Below are 19,653 nucleotides of genomic sequence, written 5' to 3' on the forward strand. Positions count from 1 at the left end.
GCTCAGATCGGCGCCGGGTAGAGCCGATGGAGGCGCCGGAGGCCAGTCATCACATCTTGCGAAAGCGTGATGGTGCCGCCGATGTCGGTCTTCAATTGTTCCATCGACGTCGCGCCGATGATGACCGAAGCCATGAAGGGGCGTGTCAGGCAAAAGGCGATCGCCATCTGTGCCGGGTCAAGGCCATGCTCGCGAGCGAGCTTCACATACGCGGCGACGGCCGGCTCCTGGTGCGGCGTGAAGCGGCCGCCGAGATCACCGTTGATCGACAGGCGGGATCCTGCGGGCTTTGCCCCCTCGAGATATTTGCCGGTCAGGAGACCAGCCGCGAGCGGCGAATAGGCAAGCAGGCCGACATCCTCGTGATGCGACAGTTCCGCCAGATCGAGGTCGTAGGCGCGATAGAGCAGGTTGTATTCGTTCTGGATCGTAGCAACGCGCGGCAGGCCATATCTGTTGGAGCGATCGAGCATCTTCATGGCGCCCCAGGCGGTGTCGTTCGAAAGCCCGATAGCGCGAATCTTGCCGGCCTTCACGAGTTCGCCAAGCTTGTCGAGTATCGCTTTCAGGTCGGCGGCGACGTGCTCTCGGTCTTGCCGCGACGGGTCGTAGGTCCAGGCGTTGCGGAAGTGATAATGGCCGCGATTCGGCCAGTGAAGCTGGTAAAGGTCCACATAGTCCGTCTTCAGCCGCTTGAGGCTGGCGTTAAGGGCCTCTTCAATTCCTTCGGGTGTCATTGGTCCGCCGCCGCGGATATAAGGACGCCCAGGGCCGGCCACCTTGGTCGCCAGTACCACATCGTCGCGCCGGCCGCGCGCCGCCAGCCAGGTCCCGATGATGCGTTCGGTGTTGCCATAGGTTTCCTCCGAAAGCGGCGTCGTCGGATAGAGTTCGGCCGTATCGATGAAATTGACGCCGCGGTCGAACGCGTAATTAAGCTGTCCATGGGCTTCGGTCTGCGTATTCTGTGAGCCCCAGGTCATGGTGCCAAGGCAGATCTCTGAAACCTTGATGCCTGTGCGGCCCAGCGTGTTGTAGCGCATGAAGTAATGTTCCTCGTGGGAGGGCGGTTTCGCGCCGGCGGGAGGGAAGGGCGCGCCGCCAAATGAATTGAGTGGCACCGCGGTTGATGGCTTGTCAGCCGGCGCGGCAGCAATGCGCGGCAAACTTACGCCTTGATTGACGAAGATCAAGGGCAAAAGCCCGCCGGGAATCACGAAGGTCAGCCTCTGCGCTTGACTCGCTGTTCAGGAATGTGAATGGAGAGGAAAAACTGGCACGGATGAGCAATATGAGGCGTGAGTGCCGGCATCCGTTCTAATGTGTGAGAAACGACCGCGAGAATTGGGCTTCGCTGCAATCGTTTCGTGATCCAGGGAAGGGCATCCCATGAGCATTGCATTCACGTTCCCCGGGCAGGGCAGTCAGGCTGTCGGCATGGGCAAGGATCTGGCGGACGCCTTTCCGGAGGCTGCAGCCGTATTTGCCGAAGTCGATGAAGCGCTCGGCGAAAAGCTGTCGGACGTCATGTGGAACGGGCCGGAGGAAACGCTGACGCTGACGGCAAACGCGCAACCGGCGCTGATGGCCGTCTCCATGGCTGTGATCCGCGTGCTTGAGGCGAGGGGGCTCAATCTCAAGAACAAGGTTTCTTTTGTTGCCGGCCATTCGCTCGGCGAATATTCCGCACTTTGCGCTGCCGGAGCGTTTTCGCTCGCCGATACGGCGCGGCTCCTGCGCATTCGCGGCAATGCGATGCAGGCGGCCGTTCCCGTCGGCAAAGGGGCGATGGCAGCCATCATCGGCCTGGAACATGCCGATGTGGAAACGGTTTGCCACGAAGCATCGTCGCTCGGCTCCTGCCAGATCGCCAACGACAACGGCGGCGGGCAGCTGGTGATCTCGGGCGAGAAACAGGCTGTGGAGAAGGCGGCCGCGCTCGCCTCCGAAAAGGGCGCCAAACGCGCGCTGATGCTGCCGGTCTCCGCACCTTTCCACTCCTCGCTGATGGCGCCCGCCGCCGACGCCATGCGCGATGCACTCGCCACGGTCGAGAAACGCGATCCTTCCATTCCGCTCGTGGCGAATGTCCTGGCAGCTCCGGTGAACGATGCCGGCGAGATCGTCCGGTTGCTCGTCGAGCAAGTGACCGGCCAGGTACGTTGGCGCGAGACGGTCGAATGGTTCGCGGCCAACAATGTCACGACGCTTTATGAAGTCGGCTCGGGCAAGGTGCTGACGGGACTTGCCCGACGGATCGACAAGACTGTCAACGGCATCGCCGTCAATACACCCGCCGATATCGACACGGCGCTCGCCGCCCTTCTGGCCTGAGCGCTCCAGTTATAAGGAACAAGCCCATGTTTGATCTTTCGGGCCGCAAGGCTCTCGTCACCGGCGCATCCGGCGGCATCGGCGAGGAAATCGCCCGCATCCTGCACGCACAGGGCGCTGTTGTCGGCCTGCACGGCACCCGTGTCGAAAAGCTCGAAGCACTTGCCAACACGCTTGGCGAGCGCGTCCAGATCTTCCCCGCCAACCTTTCCGATCGCGCCGAGGTCAAGGCGCTTGGCGAGAAGGCGGAGGCTGAACTCGGCGGGGTCGATATCCTCGTCAACAATGCCGGCATCACCAAGGACGGCCTTTTCGTCCGCATGAGCGATGAAGACTGGGACAACGTCATCGAGGTCAACCTCACGGCCGTCTTCCGCCTGACCCGCGAGCTCACGCATCCGATGATGCGCCGCCGCTTCGGCCGCATCGTCAACATCACCTCCGTCGTCGGCGTCACCGGAAACCCTGGCCAGGCCAATTATTGTGCCTCGAAGGCCGGCATGATCGGCTTCTCCAAGTCGCTTGCGCAGGAAATCGCCACCCGCAATGTTACCGTCAACTGCGTCGCTCCGGGCTTCATCGAAAGTGCGATGACCGGTAAGCTCAATGACAAGCAGAAGGAAAGCATCATGGGTGCTATCCCGATGCGGCGCATGGGCTCGGGTGCAGAGGTCGCATCCGCCGTTGCATATCTTGCTTCGAACGAAGCGGGCTACGTCACCGGCCAGACCATTCACGTCAATGGCGGCATGGCGATGATCTGATCCGACACCGGCGAAGAACGGCGCGTGTGACCCGTCGCTGACGCTTGGCTCGCCGCCTTCACCGGTCGGTGCCAAATGCCTGAAATTCAATGTTGACCAAGCGAATGTCGGGCATTTTCGCCCTTTGCGGCAGACTTAAACCGTGTTAATCGGGCCATGACTGTGCGCAGTCGACCGGTCCGGCTAGGTGTCCGGCAGCCCTTGCTGCCTTGGGTTTTCCGCGGGTTCGGTTGGATGGATTGCCCGGCGGACCATCTTGGTCTATCAGGCTTGATTGAAAATGACGGCGCCAAGAATGGCGCCGCAGAGAAACGAAGGTCGAGGAACTCCGACATGAGCGATATCGCAGAACGCGTGAAGAAAATTGTTATTGATCATCTTGGCGTCGACGCCGAAAAGGTCAGCGAAGGCGCAAGCTTCATCGATGACCTCGGCGCGGACTCGCTCGACACCGTCGAACTGGTCATGGCATTCGAAGAAGAATTCGGTGTCGAGATCCCGGACGACGCGGCAGATTCGATCCTGACCGTCGGCGATGCCGTGAAGTTCATCGAGAAGGCTCAGGCCTGATCCTTACGGTCCAGGCCGTTGACGGGCCGCTTGTTGCGGCCCGTACCAGCCCAGGGGAAGTGGCTGACCTGCGTCGACCGCGGGTCTCGATCAGCAAAGCGTTCCCGTCTTTCCCTCTGATCGTCACATGCGAAATTTACAATGGATGCACGGATCGGGGTCGTCACGCGTGGTCCGGTCCGGCTCTGGAACTGAACAGTCAGGGTGGGTCACGGTTTATGAGACGTGTCGTTATCACCGGTACCGGCATGGTATCTCCTTTGGGTTGCGGAACCGAAGTCAGCTGGTCGCGTCTTATCGCGGGCCAGAACGCTGCGCGCAAGGTCACCGAATTCGAGGTTGAGGATCTTCCTGCCAAGATCGCCTGCCGTATTCCTTTCGGCGACGGCTCGGACGGCACCTTCAATGCTGACGACTGGATGGAGCCGAAGGAGCAGCGCAAGGTCGATCCCTTCATCGTTTACGCGATGGCCGCTGCCGACATGGCCCTGGCCGATGCCGGCTGGAAGCCGGAAAGCGATGAGGACCAGATTGCGACCGGGGTGCTGATCGGCTCCGGCATCGGTGGTCTCGAGGGCATCGTCGATGCGGGCTATACGCTGCGCGACAAGGGGCCGCGTCGTATTTCTCCGTTCTTCATTCCCGGCCGCCTGATCAATCTCGCGTCGGGCCAGGTCTCCATTCGCCACAAACTGCGTGGCCCAAACCATTCGGTCGTGACGGCCTGCTCGACGGGCGCGCACGCGATCGGCGACGCGAGCCGGCTGATCGCGCTCGGCGATGCCGATGTGATGGTGGCGGGTGGCACGGAATCGCCGATCTGCCGCATCTCGCTCGCAGGTTTCGCCGCCTGCAAGGCGCTTTCGACCCAGCACAACGACAACCCGGAAAAGGCGTCGCGCCCCTATGACGCCGATCGCGACGGTTTCGTCATGGGTGAAGGTGCAGGCGTCGTCATCCTCGAAGAGCTCGAGCATGCGAAGGCACGCGGCGCCAAGATCTATGCCGAAATCGTCGGCTACGGTCTTTCCGGCGACGCCTTCCACATCACCGCTCCGTCGGAGGACGGCGACGGCGCTTACCGTTGCATGCAGATGGCACTGAAGCGCGCCGGTCTGATGGCCGACGACGTCGACTATATCAATGCCCACGGCACCTCGACGATGGCCGATACGATCGAGCTCGGCGCGGTCGAGCGGCTGGTCGGCAACAGCGCGTCCAAGATATCCATGTCCTCGACCAAGTCGGCAATCGGGCACCTGCTCGGCGCAGCGGGCGCGATCGAGGCGATCTTCTCGGCGCTGGCGATTCGCGACAACATCGCTCCGCCCACTCTCAACCTCGATAATCCATCCGTCGAGACGAAGATCGACCTGGTGCCGCATGTCGCGCGCAAGCGGGAGATCAACGTCGCGCTGTCGAACTCCTTCGGCTTCGGTGGCACGAATGCCTCGCTGGTGCTGCGCCGCTATAACGGCAACTAAGACCGGCCACACGACGCGATCGATCACGGCGATTCTCGGCTGATTCTACCGAGGATCGTCACCGTGTCGGAAAACCGCTTCCGACCTCCGGTGCGGTTCAAACACCGGCTTGTGATCCTGCTTTTTGCCGCATTGCTCGCTACAAGCTGTAATCGGAGGATTCGCCGCCGCCGGGCGGCGACGCCGAGACTATGTTCGCGCAAGGCATTTCTGACAATTTGTAGAATATCCATTGCTCTGACACATTCAGCTTGCCGTCGGTCTTAGCCGAAATTCGCATCGGCGGCAGCTCGATTGAAGTTGCGAATTTCGGATTCGGGATAATCGTGAGCGACTCAAGCGACAACAGCGCGGCACAGTTCGGCCGCAATGAAACCGGGAGCAACGGGCCGATCATCCCGAAATCGGCAAGCGAGGCCCTGCGCCCCGAAAAGGTTCCGCAACCGCCCAAGCGTTCGCGCAAGGCGCGCAGCCAGGTCGTGATCTTTCTCAATTTCGTGATGACAGTCATCGTCTTCGTGGCGCTCGCAGCCGCCGGCGCGGTCTACTATGCGATGCACGAATACGAAAAGCCCGGCCCCCTGGAAGCCAACAAGAATTTCATTGTTCGCAATGGCGCGGGCATCAGCGAAATTGCGAGCGGCCTTGAGCGCAACAACATCATCACCGACGGCCGCGTGTTCCGTTTCGTGTCTGAAGCCTATCTCGACAACGAAACGCTGAAGGCGGGTGAATACGAGATCAAGGCCGGATCGTCGATGCAGGAAATCATGCAACTGCTGAAGTCCGGCAAGTCGATCCTGTACGCCGTTTCGCTTCCGGAGGGACTGACGGTCAAGCAGATGTTCAACAAGCTCGCCAACGATCCGGTGCTGGTCGGCGACTTGCCACAGGATGTGCCGTCGGAGGGCACGCTCAAGCCGGACACCTACAAATTCACCCGCGGCACCAAGCGTGCCGAGATCGTTCAGCAGATGATCGCAGCACAGAAGGCTTTGGTCGATCAGATCTGGGAAATGCGCGACCCCGACCTTCCGGTCTCGACCGTCGAGGAGTTCGTGACGCTCGCCTCGATCGTCGAAAAGGAAACCGGCCGCGCGGACGAGCGGCCGCGCGTGGCATCGGTCTTTATCAATCGCCTCGAAAAGGGCATGCGGCTGCAATCCGACCCGACCATCATCTATGGCATCTTCGGTGGAGAGGGGAAGCCGGCGGACCGGGCAATTCTGAAGTCGGACCTTGATAAGGAAACGCCTTACAACACCTATCTTATCAAGGGCTTGCCGCCGACCCCGATCGCCAATCCAGGCCGCGCGGCACTTGAAGCCGTCGCCAATCCTTCGCGCACGCCGGAGCTTTATTTCGTGGCGGACGGAACGGGCGGCCATGTCTTTGCCGCGACGCTGGACGAACACAACGCAAACGTCAGGCGGTGGAGAAAGCTTGAAGCCGAAAAGGCGGCGGAGGCTGCCAAGGCCGCAGAGGCGGCCAAAACCGCCGAGCCGACGGTGACACCGGCCGAGGTGCAGTAACAGGCCTTATTGTGGACGGGCAGGGTGCGGCGCGGATATCCCTTGCGGGATGCCGCGCCGTCGCCCTATTGCTTTTGCGACTGCAATGCCGTGCGTCCTTCAGACGCATAAGGGTCGCCGTCGCACTTTGAAACGCTGCATCGTTTCATCCTCAAATCGGCGCCGATTCCGGGAAACATGCAGCAGCGGACGGAGGTAATGATGCCGCTCCAATCGATGACTGGCTTTGCGAGGAGAGAAGGCAGCAGCGGACGCCATCGCTGGGCCTGGGAACTGCGGTCGGTTAACGGCAAGGGGCTCGATATTCGCCTTCGCTTGCCACAGGGTCTTGAACGCTTCGAGCCCGACTGCCGGCGCCTTGCCTCGGAATATTTCGCCCGCGGCAATCTACAGATCGGCCTCAACGTCAGCGGTGGCGAGGCCGCCGTCGAGGCCGTCGTCAACCAGGGTGCATTGTCCGCCGTATTGAGGCTTCGAGAGCAGCTTGGCGATCTCGTCGATCCCGCGCCGCTGAAGTTCGATACGCTGCTCTCGATCCGCGGCATCGTCGACTTTCGGGAGCCGGAAGAAAGCGAAAGCGAGCGCGCCGCACGCGACGCCGATATCCTCTCCGGCTTGGGGCTCGCCCTTGGGGACCTGCGGTCCATGCGCGAAGAGGAGGGGGCGGCGCTCGGCCAGATCCTGCTTGCGCATGTGGATCGCATCGAGCGACTGACGGTCGGCGTGGAGAGGGACCCGTCCCGGAGCCCTTCCGCGATCGCCGAACGGCTGGCGCAGCAAGTGGCGCTTTTGATGGAGGGTGTGTCCTCCCTCGACCGCGAAAGACTGCATGCGGAGGTTGCGTTGCTTGCCACGAAGGCGGACCTCAGAGAGGAAATCGACCGCCTCGGTTCGCATGTCGCCGCTGCTCGCGATCTTCTCGCAAAGGGCGGCCCTGTCGGCCGCAAGCTGGATTTCCTTGCACAGGAATTTAACCGCGAATCGAATACGATCTGTTCGAAATCGAATGCCGCCGCGGTTTCGGCCGCCGGAATCGAGTTGAAGGTCGTGATCGATCAGTTTCGCGAGCAGGTTCAGAATCTGGAGTAAGACATGAAACCGGCGACCGCTTCGCCCATCAAGATCCCCCGCCGTGGGTTGATGCTCGTGATTTCGTCGCCGTCGGGCGCGGGGAAGTCGACGATCGCCCGCAACCTTCTCGAGGCCGATCCGGAACTCAGCATCTCGGTGAGCGTGACGACGCGCTCGCGGCGGCCGAGCGAAATCGAGGGACGGCATTATTTTTTCAAGTCGATCCGCGAATTCGAGGCGCTGCGAGCGACGGACTCGCTCCTCGAATGGGCGGAGGTGCACGGTAACTTCTATGGAACCCCGCGTGATGCCGTCGAGACGGCGATGGCCGAAGGTCGCGACATGCTCTTCGACATCGATTGGCAGGGCGCCCAGCAATTGCAGGAAAAAATGGGCGGTGATGTCGTCTCGATCTTCATTCTGCCGCCATCCATGGCCGAGTTGCAGTCACGGCTGCATCGGCGCGCCGAGGACAGCGAGGAAGTGATTGCGACTAGGCTCGCCAATTCACGCGCGGAGATCGAACATTGGCGTGAATACGACTATATCGTCGTCAACGACGATCTCGATCGGGCGTTCTCTGCGGTCCGTGCAATCGTGGACGCCGAACGCCTGCGCCGTGACCGCCGTCCCGGCCTGTTCGAGTTCGTCAACGGCCTGCTGACGGAAAACCCCTTTTAATCGAGCGGGGCGGGGCGCGTCTCACTGAACCGGACAGCTAACCGCTGAGGCAATTCGCCAATCGGCAGAATTCCTCGACCGTCAGCGTTTCCGCGCGTCTTTGGGGATCGATGTCCGCCCTTGCCAGCAGCGCCTCACCACCCAGGCTTTTCAGGCTCTGGCGCAGCATTTTGCGGCGCTGGCCGAAGGCGGCCTGCGTCACTTTCTCAAGCGTGGAGACAGAGCACGGGATCGGATCGGCAATCGGCTCCAGATGGACGACCGACGAGGTGACCTTGGGCGGGGGGGTGAAGGCTTGCGGCGAGACGTCGAAAGCCATGCGCGCCTTCGTTCGCCAGCCGCACAGAACGCCGAGCCGGCCATAGTGATCGTCGTCGGCACCCGCCACGATCCGCAGACCGACCTCGCGCTGGAACATCAACGTCATCGACTGCCAGAACGGCGGCCATTGCTCCGGCAGCAGCCAGTTGACGAGAAGCTGCGTGCCGACGTTGTAGGGCAGATTGGCGATGATGCGCACCGGACCGTCGGCGAGCGTTTTGAAAGGCACCTTCAGTGCGTCGGCCTCGATCACATCGAGCCGTCCAGGGTAATGGGCGGCGATTTCGGCGAGCGCCGGCAGGCAGCGGGCGTCGCGTTCGACCGCGACGACCTTCTTGGCGCCCAGTGCCAGGATCGCCCTGGTTAGGCCACCCGGGCCCGGGCCGACTTCGATGACGGTCGCGTCGTCGAGCGGACCGGCCGTGCGGGCGATCTTCTGGGTGAGATTGAGGTCCAGCAGGAAATTCTGACCGAGCGCCTTCTTCGCATCGAGACCGTGACGCTGGATGACATCTCTGAGCGGCGGCAGACCGTCGAGCGCCGCCATCAGCGATGCGTCCCTTCCGTGTTGGCGGCGAGCTCGGCGGCAAGGTGAAGCGCCGCCAGCAGGCTGTCTTCGCGCGCGATGCCTTGTCCGGCGATGCCGAAAGCGGTGCCGTGGTCCGGCGACGTTCTGATGAAGGGCAGCCCGAGCGTGACATTCACGCTGTCGTCGAAGCCGAGCGCCTTTGCCGGTATTAGTGCCTGATCATGATACATGCAGATCGCGGCGTCGTAGGTCTCCCTTGCACGATCGTGGAACATGGTATCGGCCGGGAGCGGGCCAACGACATCCAAGCCCTCGGCGCGGAGCCGGTTAATGACGGGGCGGATGAGTGCATCGTCCTCGAGGCCGAGCGCACCGCCTTCGCCCGCATGCGGGTTGAGACCGGCAACAGCAAGGCGCGGCCGCGACAGACCGAAACGGTTCTTGAGATCGGCAGCGGTTGTCGCGCAGGTCTGGTGGATGAGTTCCTGCGTCAGCGCGCCGGGAACGTCCTTGAGCGGAATATGGATCGTCACGGGAACGGCGCGCAGCTTCGGTCCGGCCAGCATCATCACCGGCAGGGCGGGGGTCCCGGTTGCTTTCTCCGCGAGATGCGCGAGGTATTCGGTGTGACCAGGAAAGCGGAAGCCGGCCTCGTAGAGCACAGCCTTCGCAATCGGGTTGGTGGCTACCGCCGTTGCTTCGCCGGCCATGGCGAGCCGCACGGCGGTATCGATCGCGGCGATGACGGCGGAGGCGTTGGCCACATCAGGCCGGCCCGCGACGACCGGAGCCGCGCAGCGCACCGGTAATACCGGCAAGGCGTCCAGGAAAGCCGGGCAGGCACCGAGGCAATCGGTTTCCGTTATCCGCACCGCCTGGCCGAGCGCCTTTGCGCGGGCCGAAAGCACCGCAGGGTCGCCAATAAGGACGAAAGGCGGCGTCGGCCGCGTCTCGCGCCTCGCCCACACGGCCAGGCTGATGTCCGGGCCAATACCGGCCGGGTCGCCCATTGTCAGGGCGATCGGCCTGCCGCTCGTCTTGTTCATGGCCGCCCGTTACTTGTTGATGATCTGCGCCTTTTCGCGCAACTCTTCGAGGTACTTCTCGCTGTTCGGGTCTTCGCCGCCGGCTTTCTTCTTGCCGAGGTCCTCCGCACGGAAGACGATTTCGGCGGCTGTGTCGTCGTTGACCTGACGCTTCTTGCAGATTGCAAGGTATTCGACACCTTTTTCGGTGACGCGCGTGCCGGTCGTCATGCCGTCGCCAGCCTTTTCGACGAGCGGCTTCCAATCTTCCGGCAATTGCTGCGCAAGCACGCGGCCAAGGCTGCGAATCGAGACATCGCGATAATTGGCGGCAAAGACCTTGGATGTCTCGCAGCCCGGGAACTGCGATCGCGAAGCGTTTGCTTCTGCCTGCCGTTTTGCCGTAATCGCCCCGCGCTTGGATGCCGGGATGACGAAAATGACCTGCTGGAGGAAATATTCCGTCGTTACGGGCTTGTTGCCGCCACCTTCCATCATGCGCTTCACAAGGTCGCCGCCGGTGAGGCGATTGGCGTTGCCGTAGCGGAAGTTGACGACGCGAGGCCAACTCATCTGGACAGCGATAAACTGCTTGAAATGATCGACGCCGACGCCGGCCTGGTCGAGGATCTTGCCGAGTTGCTCAGGCGACATCTTGTTGCCAGCGGCAAATCGCGCGAACGCGCCGTCAACATCCTGGGTGCTGACCGACTGTTGGACGCGTGCGATCTCGCTGCGCTTCAGGACTTCGTCGATAAGTTGCCGCTTCGCCTCCTCTGCGCCGCCGCCTTGGCGTTGGAGGCGCAGGAAGGCCACGCGCTTCGCGATGTCGCCCGAAGTGATAACGACATTGTTGACGATTACCTTGACACCGCTCGCGGCCTGCGCCGTCGCGCATACAGCGACATTCAGCGTGCCGGCAAGCACCAGCGCCGACATCACCCTCAAGATCGATTTCCCGCCCATCATATTTCCTTGTCCGTCCCGCGCCCCAACCGCCCGTGGTCCGCGTCGGACCGCCAGCCAGCGCCTTCCCTGTGCCAGTTGGAGGAAATGCATAATACATGCGGCCAAACGATGACAAGACCACATGATCAATCCTTGCGAGCTATGCGTCTTCGGGGGCGCGCAGCCGACGGGACAAAGTTAGAAGCTTCCGGCTAGCGCACCCCGCTCTCAAGCGGACACTGAAAGCGGAAAGGATGCTCTAGAATCAAAGCGCTGGAGCATCCTTTGCGCGTTCATTTGAAGACACGGCGTCCTGAGCCCGGACCTCAATAGTAGTCCAGTTCTTTGAACGTGGTATCGCCAACGTTGATGTCGCCAAGCGTCCGGAAGCTGATGCGCGCGCCGATTGACCAGTCGTTTGCGACCGAACTGTCGGTATCGCGCTCCTGCGTGTAGACAATCGAGAACAACGTATCCTGATCGTCATAGGTGATGCCGAAGCCGTTGCGGGAAATGACATCATTGTTGATGTCATAGGTCAACGCTCCGAACACCGACCAATAATCTTGGAAGCGGTAGGCAGCGGCCGTCTGGATTTCGTCCTGGTCGGAGGGCGATCCGTAGGTCGGCTGTGCTTCGATCCGCGTATAGGTCAGGGCCGCCTGCCATGTCAGGCCAAGATAGCCGACGGTGGCGTCGGCGCGGCGCAGAGCAAAGTCGCTCTCGTCGAGCCGCCCGGAGAGACTTGCCATCAGACCGTAGGGCGCGTCGACGCCGACCATCGCCACATAATCCGAACTCTTGGTTTCCAGTCCCGAATCCGCTCCGACCTTGACGAGATCGTCGGTTGCGAAGGAGTTGAGCCCGCCGAGGTGGAACGACTGGCCGGCGATCGCGCGCAAGCCGTAACCATTGTCGAAACTTCCGGTATAGCGAATGCCAAGGTTGGCGCGCGTTCCGCCCTCGATACGATCGAAGCCAGAGAACTTATCGCGATCGAAAAGGTTGGTTGCATCGAAGACGAAGCTCTGCGCGTCTTCGTTCGGGAGTCCGCCGGCATGCTGTTCGTCCGGCCGGACATAGATCTGGCCGATCGGCTCCAGCACGTGGCTGCTGTTCTCGCCGGCAAAGAGGATCGGGTAGCGTGCTTCGAGACCCGCGGTCAGCATGCGCCGCGTTGCGGCGTCGCTATTCGTGTAGTCGCCGGTGTAGCCGGGGCCCGGGTCGTCCATGTTGAGGCCCAAGGCGTCGCCGCGTGCCGCCAGCAATGGCGTCAACACGAGACCCCCGGGCGCAATGAATGTCCGCTTCCATTCGAGGTCCGCAGTCAGACGGTGCGCGGTGCCTTCAAGGCCGCGGAAACGCTCGACGCCCAGGACGTTGATGCTGTCCAGCCGGTTGCGCTTGACGTTCGTGAAGTTCACGTCTGCGCTGAGCTCGCCGCCCAGCACGGACTCCGGCGCGAAGTAGGAGTAGTCGAGGACCTGAGCGGCAGGCTGCTGATTTTCCTCGATGCTGTCGGGGTCGGCGTCCTGGATGTCGAAATAGAAGGCGCGCAGGTCGAAGTAGTTGCGCTTGCCGAGGCCGGTCAGATAGGCCTGATTGGTATAGGTCGTGCCGTCGAAGCTCTCCAGATCATAGGTCTTGGCAAAGTTGGCGTCCGATTGGACGAGCACGTTCCAGCCGAAGGTCCAGCGCGGATTGATCCGGAAATCGCCCTTCGACGCCACCATACCGCGATTGGTTTCCTCGGCATCGACGGTGCCGGGCGTGAACTGGTCCCTGTCGAGCTGGCTGATGCCGGCTACGTTCAGCGTGTGCAAACCGTTATGGAACGATTGACGGAACTCGCCCTCGAGCAAGAACCCTTGCCGCGTCAGACCTGTCGCGGTGACCGTTGCGTCCATATAGGGCGAGATCGCCCAGTAGTAAGGGACGCCCACGCCGGCGCCAAGTTTCTGCGTATAGCGGAACTTCGGAAACAGAAACCCGCTCTTGCGCTTGACCGTGTGGTCCGGGATCTCCATTGCCGGAATATAGGCGATCGGCTTGCCGAAGAGCTCGAAATAGGCGTGTTCCAGCCGAATCGTGTGCGTCCTGCCGTTCTGGATTACACGCTCCGCCTTGATGTGCCACAGGGAACGGTGCTCCGGCTTGATGTTGCAGGGCGTGCAGGCGGTGTAGACAGCCTTGTTGAGAATGAACTCTTCGCCGTTGCGCCGCTCACCGCTTTCCGCCGCCAGTCGCGTCAGATCGGTCGTCTCGATCCGCAGGGCCTGGACGAAACCGTTGCCGAAGTCGTCGGTGACGTCCATCTTGTCAGCATAGACAATATTGCCGTCCGGCTCGACCAGCTGGATCTCGCCGGTCGCGATGATCCGCCCCGACTTTTGGTCGTACGTGACTTGACGGGCGACCATCCTGTAGCCGCCGTATGCGATCTGAACGTTACCGCGCGCAGTGACAGTTTCCGCGTCGCGATTGTAGATGAGCTCATTGGCCGACAGCAGCAGCTTTGCGTCAGCCGGAATGTTCGGCTGCAGCGAATCGATTCGCGCCGATGTGTCCTGCGCCAGGACAGGCGCAGTCATTCCCATGGCAAGTGTATGCAACGCCACGCCTGCGAGCAGGGCAGCATTGGTCAGCTTCATGCGTTTGCGGTTGCCTGCCGCCACTAGCCATCCTCCTGATGCAGTAGAATCGTTGAGCCCAGCGCCATCGCTACAACAACTGGCAACCAGGCTGCAACGAACGGAGGCACAATACCGCTGCTCCCGAATGCTTTTACAAGCACGGTGACGACATAAAGCACGAAGCCTGAGACGATTCCACCGAGAATTACGGAGCGCGATTGGTTGAACCGGCTAAATTTCAAAGAGACGCATGCGGCGATCAGAGTCATCGCTACGAGCAGCAACGGCAGAGAGAGCAGGGAGTGGAATTGCGTTTCCATGCCGGCCGTGGAAAAGCCGAAGGATCGGGCGACCTCGATTTTCCGCGGAAGGTCAAAAAACTGAATGGAATCAGCCTTTGCCAGACGCTCCTGAACGAATTCCGCCTTGAGATTGGTGGGGATCTGTGCCGTTTCCTGACGACGAGGCAGCTTGCCGCCGCCGGTTTCCGTAACGTCGTTAAGAAGCCAGTAACCATCTTCGAGTTTGGCGGACTTCGCGTCCTGCCTCTTGATGATGGTACCCTGTGGATCAAAGTGGATGACGGTGACGTTGATCAGCTCCGTTCCGCCGTTCTGCACGGAGCGCGCACCGATGATCGTATCGGTGCCGTCGTAGATCTGGCGGAGCCAGGGAATCGAATTCGCCTGGGCCGAACGGGACGAGCCCCACTCGGCTTCGAGCGCCTCGGCCTTCTTCGTTCCCCAGGCTGCAAGCGGGTTGAGCACAGCGACGGCGAGCAGTCCGAAAAGAAATGCGCCGAGCACGAAGGGGCGAAGGAACTGCCAGACGGAAATGCCGGCCGCCCGCGTGACGACCAATTCATAGCGGCGGTTCAGCGAGATCAATGCGGCCATCGCCGAAAAGAGCGCGATGAAGGGGACCGTTTGCTGCATGATCGTCGGAATACGAAACGTCGTCATCAGCAGCGCGCCGCTCACTGTGTAGTGCGGCAGCGCCGACATGCGGCTGGCGAGTTCGCTGAAATCGATGATGAAGATCAGCGCGAAAATACCGACGAGGAACCAGAAGGTCGTGATCGTGTAGCGCTTGAAAAAATAACGTCCGAGCGTGTTGAGGATCATGAAGCCTGTTCCCCATCAGCGCCCGCCGGCCGCATGAAGCGGAGGCGGATCATGAGTTCGGACAGTTTTTCCCGCCATGTCATCGGTATGTCGAGCCTGCGATTGCTGACCAGTTGATGGATCGCAAATGCGCCGGCTGCGAGCGGAATGAAATACATGAGCGGAATGAACCAGACGGAATCCTCGGCACTGTTTGCCGCATAAAACGTCATCCACCGGATCACAAGCGCCGCTCCGAGCGCGCTGATCATCGGGTGCACGCGCGCCTCGCGGTGAGAGCGCGCATCGCTGCTGACGACGAGCGCAATAAGGGCGAACAGCAGCGGATAGGTCCATTCCGTGAAGCGCTTGTGGAGTTCCGCCGTGAAGGCCAGCGGCGCCCGCTTGTAGGCCGGATCGTTCGGGTCCGGGCTCAGCAGGTAGAAAAGGTCGCGATCCTTGGCGCGGATGTTGGCCTCCCCCACGGCTTTGGTCATGTCGGTCAGGTCGAAGGCATAGGAGTCGAACTTGATGACGGAGACGCCGCCATCCGGCAGCTTGCGGTGGACCTCGCCATCCTTCATCACCAGAGCCGAGCTTTGCTCGTCGACAGCGCCCTCGCGAGCGTAATAGACGAGCTCGAAATTCGGATTGCGCGAATCGGCAACGAAGATGCCCTGCAGGACGCCGCCGCTGCGGCGAGCGCCCACCTGGACATAAAGCCCATCGGTGATCTTGCGGAAGGCGTTCTCCTGGACAACAGCGGAGAGCAGGTCGGCATGGGCTGTCGCGATCATTCGGCGCACCGCGACACGTGAATAGGGCTCGACGAAGTTGTCGATGGCAAAGGACAGCACGCTCAATCCGACGGCAAGATAGATGACCGGCCGGATAATCGCCATGCGGGAGCTGCCGGCTGCGTTCAGCACCGTCAGCTCCGAATCGGTATTCATTGCGCTGAGCGTCTGCGTCACGCCGATCACGAGCGCGAACGGAAGTATGATCGGAACGACCGACGGCAGAATCAGCGTCGCAAGTTTCAGGAAGGCGAAGATCGACTGACCGCTGTCGGTGACCAGGTTCACGTTCGTGAGCGCCTGAGTCGTCCAGACGATGCCCATCAGCGGCAGTAGCGTTGCGAGGAACATGGTCGCGGCGCGTCGGAAGATGTAGCGTTCAATCAGCTTCATGTCCGTATCCGGTCCAAATCCTGCTCAAGTCTGCCATCCCGCGGTCCCGAGCTTGCTCGATGGCTCACTCATGACCGATCGGGTCTCCGTCAATTGTGCCCCAGGAATCCGATTCTCGAACAACAGGGATAATATAAGGCCAACAACTGCGGTTAACTGCATGTAAACACGTGTGGGCATCTTGCCAAGCGGCTGAAAAGCGAGAAGGGTGCGCGCCACAGCTTTGACGGTGGCCGGCGTCGCGAATGTTTGCCACTGTAACCGTCCGGTAACAGAGCGGGCGGATCCAATCAGAAATGCCCGGAGTGTTAAATGCCGATGAAATTCGAATTCGCTTTCAGTAAGTCCCACCGCCCCGCTGGCGGCGTCGCCGTCCTGCTTCAGGTCGCCGGTGCCAAGGAAGCGGCCGGTGCGGCGGTCGCCGATCCGGAAGGCGTTTTGCCGAAAGCGGCCAAGGTCGGCAAATTCACGGGCAAGGCCCTCAAGACCCTCGACATTGTCGCTCCTCACGGATCGTCGGCCGATCGGATTCTCCTTCTCGGGCTCGGCGACGCGTCCGCGCTGACGAGTCATGACTGGCTGAAGGCCGGCGGCGCGGCTGCCGCGAAGCTGCGTTCCGCTGAAAAGGTCACGGTCTTTCTCGATGCTCCGGGTGTCGATGTCACAGGCAAGGCGGCGGCTGACTTCGCGCTCGGCATGGAGATGAACGCCTATTCCTTCGACAGCTACAAGACCAAAAAATCCGACGACGAGCCAAAGTCTCAGCAAAAACCGGTGAAGGTCACGATCGTCACTGGCACGGTGATCGCCGCCAAGAAGGCGTTTTCCGTCGCTCAGGCGGTTGGAGAAGGTGTCTTTCTAGCGCGCGATCTCGTCAACGAGCCGGCGAACGTGCTCGGGCCGGTGGAATTCGCCGCCAAGGCGAAGGAACTGGAAAAGCTTGGCGTAGAAGTGGAAATCCTCACTGAGCGAGAGATGAAGAAACTAGGAATGGGAGCATTGCTCGGCGTTGCCCAGGGCTCCTCGCGGCCGCCGCGCCTTGTCGTCATGCAGTGGAAAGGCGGAAAGGCGAAAGAAAAGCCTCTCGCCTTTGTCGGCAAGGGTGTCGTCTTCGACACGGGCGGCATCTCGATCAAGCCCGCATCCGGCATGGAGGAAATGAAGGGTGACATGGGCGGCGCCGCTGCGGTCACCGGCCTTATGCATGTGCTCGCCGCGCGGCAGGCAAACGTCAACGCGGTCGGCATCATCGGGCTCGTCGAAAACATGCCGGACGGCAGCGCCCAGAGGCCGGGTGACATCGTCACTTCTATGTCCGGCCAGACGATCGAGGTTATCAATACGGATGCCGAGGGCAGGCTCGTCCTGTGTGATGCGCTCTGGTACTGCAATGATCGCTTCAAGCCGCAGGCGATGATCGATCTCGCGACGCTCACCGGCGCCATCATGGTGGCGCTGAGCAGCCACTATGCCGGTCTGTTTTCGAACGATGATCGTCTGGCCGAACGGTTGCTCGCGGCCGGCATCGCGACGCAGGAACGCCTCTGGCGGATGCCGCTCGGCAAAGAATTCGACAAGATGATCGACAGCAAGTTCGCCGACATGAAGAACACCGGCGGTCGCCACGGCGGCTCGGTGACGGCTGCCCAGTTCCTGAAGCGCTTCGTCAAGGATACGCCTTGGGCGCATCTCGACATCGCCGGAACGGCGATGGGCTCGCCGACCGACGAGATCAACCAATCCTGGGGATCCGGTTTCGGTGTGCGCCTTCTCGACGAGTTGGTCCGCACGAGCTACGAAGCCTGATTGCGTCACAGCCGATGTCCGGGAGCGATCGGCATGACCGAGATCCTTTTCTACCACCTGACGGAATCGAAACTCGAGGATGCGCTGCCGCCGCTGCTCGACAAGAGTGTCGAGCGCGGCTGGCGGGTCGTCGTACAAACCGTCGATGCGGAGCGTCGTGACGTGCTGGACACGCACCTTTGGGTCTATCGCGACGACAGCTTTCTGCCGCATGGTACCGATGCCGGCGATTTTGCGGCAGACCAGCCGATCCTGATCGTTGCAAATGAAAGCAACGACAACGCCGCGACGGTCCGGTTCCTTGTGGATGGCGCGGAGCCGCCGCCCGTCTCGGATTACGAGCGCGTGGTCTTCATGTTCGACGGCTATGACCAGCAGCAGCTCGAGGCGGCACGCGCCCAATGGAAACGGCTGAAAGGGGAGGGGAACAACCTCACATACTGGCAGCAGAACAGGGACGGGCGCTGGGAAAAGAAGGCGTAGGCCTATTTGGCACTGGCGATGCAGAAAGCCCGGCGTACGCCGGGCTTTCTGTTGGAGAAACAAGGTCAGTCGTAGAAGACGTCGACGAACTTGCGGCGGCCGAGCATGAAGGCGTCGGCGACATGACGCAGAGGTGCTAGATCGACATCGGATTTGCCGGCCTTGATGAGTTCGGCAAAGCGCCGGTAAAGCATAGGATATTCCTGTTCCGGTTCCTCGTGCACGAGCTTGCCGTCGACGGCCAGTTTGGCGCCACCTTCGGAGAGAACCATCTCGCCGGCATCGGTCTCCGCGACGATGTCCCAGCTCTGCTTGCCGGTCTGGCGCCAGTCGAATTCGGCCGAAACGCTGAGCTTGCCCGCATCGCTGAAAGCGATCGTCGCAGCGATCGGCGCGTCGCGGTTTTCCGGAAACTCGAGCGTCGCCGACGTGATGAAGATCGGGCGGGGCAGGATGTGGGTGACGATCGAGAGCGCATTGATGCCGGGGTCGAACACGCCAAGCCCGCCGGCTGCCCAGATCCATTCCTGATGCGGGTGCCAGTGGCGGACATCTTCCTTCCAGATGACCTTGACGTTGCGGATCGCGGTCGAGGCCAGAAAGGCCTTGGCTGCTTCGACCGCCGGCGCGTAGCGCGAATGCCAGCTTGCAAAGAGCGAAACGCCCTTCGCCGCCGCGAGCGCTTCGAGATCGGCAACCTCGCTCAAGGTCGCGCCCGGGGGCTTCTCGAGGAAGACGTGCTTGCCGGCCTGGAGCGCTAGGTGTGCCGCCTCATAGCGGTATTGCGGCGGCATGCAGAGCGACACGGCGTCGATAGCCGGCACGGCCTCCAGCATGGCCTCGATCGACTTGAAATTGTCTATGCCGTCGACCGTTCCGTGGCGGCTTGCCGCGGCGATCAGCCGGTAGTCGGCGTTCTTTGAAATGGCCGGCAGGTGCTGGTCGCGCACGATCTTGCCGACGCCAACAATCGCGATTTGAATGGGGGTCATGGTGCTTCGCTCGAATTAGTATGATTTATTCTTGATCCTTGTACCAGATTGGAAGCAGCGGGCAAGCACGGTCGCGCGTGCATCACGCTGTCATCCTGAGCGCACAAGATGTCGGCGTCCCTTGTCGTCGGCGAGGAAAAATTGGTTGTTTCGCTGGCAGACGGTATCTGTACCGTAAAGCGGGTTG

Annotated in this window: 17 protein-coding genes; 9 read left to right on the plus strand and 8 right to left on the minus strand. The window is 61.5% G+C overall.

Annotated elements, in window-relative coordinates:
* Window positions 1-2: 2 nt before the first annotated feature.
* Entirely contained in the window at window positions 3-1,043 is a 1,041-nt protein-coding gene (locus FKV68_RS06070; RefSeq protein WP_180940614.1) for an aldo/keto reductase, read from the minus strand.
* A gap of 346 nt (window positions 1,044-1,389) precedes the next feature.
* Here FKV68_RS06070 and fabD point away from each other — a divergent pair, with 346 nt between their 5' ends.
* The 7 genes from fabD (at window position 1,390) to gmk (ending at window position 8,436) form a co-directional block, all read left to right on the plus strand.
* On the plus strand, window positions 1,390-2,334 hold the full coding sequence (gene fabD, locus FKV68_RS06075) for an ACP S-malonyltransferase (protein WP_180940615.1): 945 nt from the start codon (window positions 1,390-1,392) through the stop codon (window positions 2,332-2,334).
* Between the two features lie 26 nt (window positions 2,335-2,360).
* Window positions 2,361-3,098, plus strand: coding sequence for a 3-oxoacyl-[acyl-carrier-protein] reductase (fabG, locus tag FKV68_RS06080; RefSeq protein WP_180940616.1), 738 nt, complete (start codon window positions 2,361-2,363; stop codon window positions 3,096-3,098).
* Between the two features lie 333 nt (window positions 3,099-3,431).
* A complete protein-coding gene (locus FKV68_RS06085) occupies window positions 3,432-3,668 on the plus strand; it encodes an acyl carrier protein (RefSeq protein WP_003531676.1) in 237 nt (78 codons plus the stop codon).
* Between the two features lie 218 nt (window positions 3,669-3,886).
* Window positions 3,887-5,152, plus strand: coding sequence for a beta-ketoacyl-ACP synthase II (fabF, locus tag FKV68_RS06090; protein ID WP_180940617.1), 1,266 nt, complete (start codon window positions 3,887-3,889; stop codon window positions 5,150-5,152).
* Window positions 5,153-5,478: 326 nt separating this feature from the next.
* Complete coding sequence (gene mltG / locus FKV68_RS06095; protein WP_180940618.1) at window positions 5,479-6,684, plus strand: endolytic transglycosylase MltG; 1,206 nt, start codon at window positions 5,479-5,481, stop codon at window positions 6,682-6,684.
* 201 nt (window positions 6,685-6,885) lie between these two features.
* A complete protein-coding gene (locus FKV68_RS06100; RefSeq protein WP_180940619.1) occupies window positions 6,886-7,773 on the plus strand; it encodes a YicC/YloC family endoribonuclease in 888 nt (295 codons plus the stop codon).
* Between the two features lie 3 nt (window positions 7,774-7,776).
* The gene (gmk, locus tag FKV68_RS06105; RefSeq protein WP_180940620.1) at window positions 7,777-8,436 is read left to right on the plus strand and encodes a guanylate kinase; all 660 of its coding nucleotides are present in this window, start codon (window positions 7,777-7,779) and stop codon (window positions 8,434-8,436) included.
* A 37-nt stretch (window positions 8,437-8,473) separates the two neighbouring features.
* Here gmk and rsmA read toward each other — a convergent pair whose 3' ends face one another.
* The 6 genes from rsmA to lptF all read right to left on the minus strand — a co-directional run bounded on the left by rsmA (window position 8,474) and on the right by lptF (window position 16,185).
* Window positions 8,474-9,304: a 16S rRNA (adenine(1518)-N(6)/adenine(1519)-N(6))-dimethyltransferase RsmA gene (gene rsmA / locus FKV68_RS06110; protein WP_180940621.1), complete on the minus strand. Its 831-nt coding sequence runs from the start codon at window positions 9,302-9,304 to the stop codon at window positions 8,474-8,476.
* Complete coding sequence (gene pdxA, locus FKV68_RS06115; RefSeq protein WP_180940622.1) at window positions 9,304-10,332, minus strand: 4-hydroxythreonine-4-phosphate dehydrogenase PdxA; 1,029 nt, start codon at window positions 10,330-10,332, stop codon at window positions 9,304-9,306. Before pdxA ends, rsmA begins: the two co-directional genes overlap by 1 nt.
* 9 nt (window positions 10,333-10,341) lie before the next feature.
* On the minus strand, window positions 10,342-11,280 hold the full coding sequence (locus tag FKV68_RS06120; protein WP_180940623.1) for a peptidylprolyl isomerase: 939 nt from the start codon (window positions 11,278-11,280) through the stop codon (window positions 10,342-10,344).
* Between the two features lie 305 nt (window positions 11,281-11,585).
* Window positions 11,586-13,934, minus strand: coding sequence for an LPS-assembly protein LptD (locus tag FKV68_RS06125; RefSeq protein WP_180940624.1), 2,349 nt, complete (start codon window positions 13,932-13,934; stop codon window positions 11,586-11,588).
* Window positions 13,934-15,016, minus strand: a complete 1,083-nt coding sequence (lptG, locus tag FKV68_RS06130) for an LPS export ABC transporter permease LptG (protein ID WP_180940625.1) — start codon at window positions 15,014-15,016, stop codon at window positions 13,934-13,936. The genes FKV68_RS06125 and lptG overlap by 1 nt, the downstream gene beginning before the upstream one ends.
* Window positions 15,013-16,185: an LPS export ABC transporter permease LptF gene (lptF, locus tag FKV68_RS06135; RefSeq protein ID WP_180940626.1), complete on the minus strand. Its 1,173-nt coding sequence runs from the start codon at window positions 16,183-16,185 to the stop codon at window positions 15,013-15,015. Before lptF ends, lptG begins: the two co-directional genes overlap by 4 nt.
* Window positions 16,186-16,497: 312 nt before the next feature.
* Between lptF and FKV68_RS06140 the strand changes: the two genes are divergently transcribed.
* Together FKV68_RS06140 and FKV68_RS06145 are read left to right on the plus strand one after the other, a co-directional pair.
* Entirely contained in the window at window positions 16,498-17,991 is a 1,494-nt protein-coding gene (locus FKV68_RS06140) for a leucyl aminopeptidase (protein WP_180940627.1), read from the plus strand.
* 33 nt (window positions 17,992-18,024) lie between these two features.
* On the plus strand, window positions 18,025-18,474 hold the full coding sequence (locus tag FKV68_RS06145; protein WP_180940628.1) for a DNA polymerase III subunit chi: 450 nt from the start codon (window positions 18,025-18,027) through the stop codon (window positions 18,472-18,474).
* A gap of 65 nt (window positions 18,475-18,539) precedes the next feature.
* Here the strand turns inward: FKV68_RS06145 and FKV68_RS06150 are convergent, their stop codons facing one another.
* Window positions 18,540-19,466, minus strand: a complete 927-nt coding sequence (locus FKV68_RS06150; protein WP_180940629.1) for a Gfo/Idh/MocA family protein — start codon at window positions 19,464-19,466, stop codon at window positions 18,540-18,542.
* Window positions 19,467-19,653 lie beyond the last annotated feature (187 nt).

This window comes from Sinorhizobium mexicanum, assembly GCF_013488225.1.
Lineage (GTDB): Bacteria > Pseudomonadota > Alphaproteobacteria > Rhizobiales > Rhizobiaceae > Sinorhizobium > Sinorhizobium mexicanum.

Coding starts and splice junctions, on each gene's coding strand:
- FKV68_RS06070 (WP_180940614.1), bottom strand. CDS start 1,043: ATGCGCTACAACACGCTGGGCCGCACAGGCATCAAGGTTTCAGAGATC.
- fabD (WP_180940615.1), top strand. CDS start 1,390: ATGAGCATTGCATTCACGTTCCCCGGGCAGGGCAGTCAGGCTGTCGGC.
- fabG (WP_180940616.1), top strand. CDS start 2,361: ATGTTTGATCTTTCGGGCCGCAAGGCTCTCGTCACCGGCGCATCCGGC.
- FKV68_RS06085 (WP_003531676.1), top strand. CDS start 3,432: ATGAGCGATATCGCAGAACGCGTGAAGAAAATTGTTATTGATCATCTT.
- fabF (WP_180940617.1), top strand. CDS start 3,887: ATGAGACGTGTCGTTATCACCGGTACCGGCATGGTATCTCCTTTGGGT.
- FKV68_RS06100 (WP_180940619.1), top strand. CDS start 6,886: ATGCCGCTCCAATCGATGACTGGCTTTGCGAGGAGAGAAGGCAGCAGC.
- gmk (WP_180940620.1), top strand. CDS start 7,777: ATGAAACCGGCGACCGCTTCGCCCATCAAGATCCCCCGCCGTGGGTTG.
- rsmA (WP_180940621.1), bottom strand. CDS start 9,304: ATGGCGGCGCTCGACGGTCTGCCGCCGCTCAGAGATGTCATCCAGCGT.
- pdxA (WP_180940622.1), bottom strand. CDS start 10,332: ATGAACAAGACGAGCGGCAGGCCGATCGCCCTGACAATGGGCGACCCG.
- FKV68_RS06120 (WP_180940623.1), bottom strand. CDS start 11,280: ATGATGGGCGGGAAATCGATCTTGAGGGTGATGTCGGCGCTGGTGCTT.
- lptG (WP_180940625.1), bottom strand. CDS start 15,016: ATGATCCTCAACACGCTCGGACGTTATTTTTTCAAGCGCTACACGATC.
- lptF (WP_180940626.1), bottom strand. CDS start 16,185: ATGAAGCTGATTGAACGCTACATCTTCCGACGCGCCGCGACCATGTTC.
- FKV68_RS06140 (WP_180940627.1), top strand. CDS start 16,498: ATGCCGATGAAATTCGAATTCGCTTTCAGTAAGTCCCACCGCCCCGCT.
- FKV68_RS06145 (WP_180940628.1), top strand. CDS start 18,025: ATGACCGAGATCCTTTTCTACCACCTGACGGAATCGAAACTCGAGGAT.
- FKV68_RS06150 (WP_180940629.1), bottom strand. CDS start 19,466: ATGACCCCCATTCAAATCGCGATTGTTGGCGTCGGCAAGATCGTGCGC.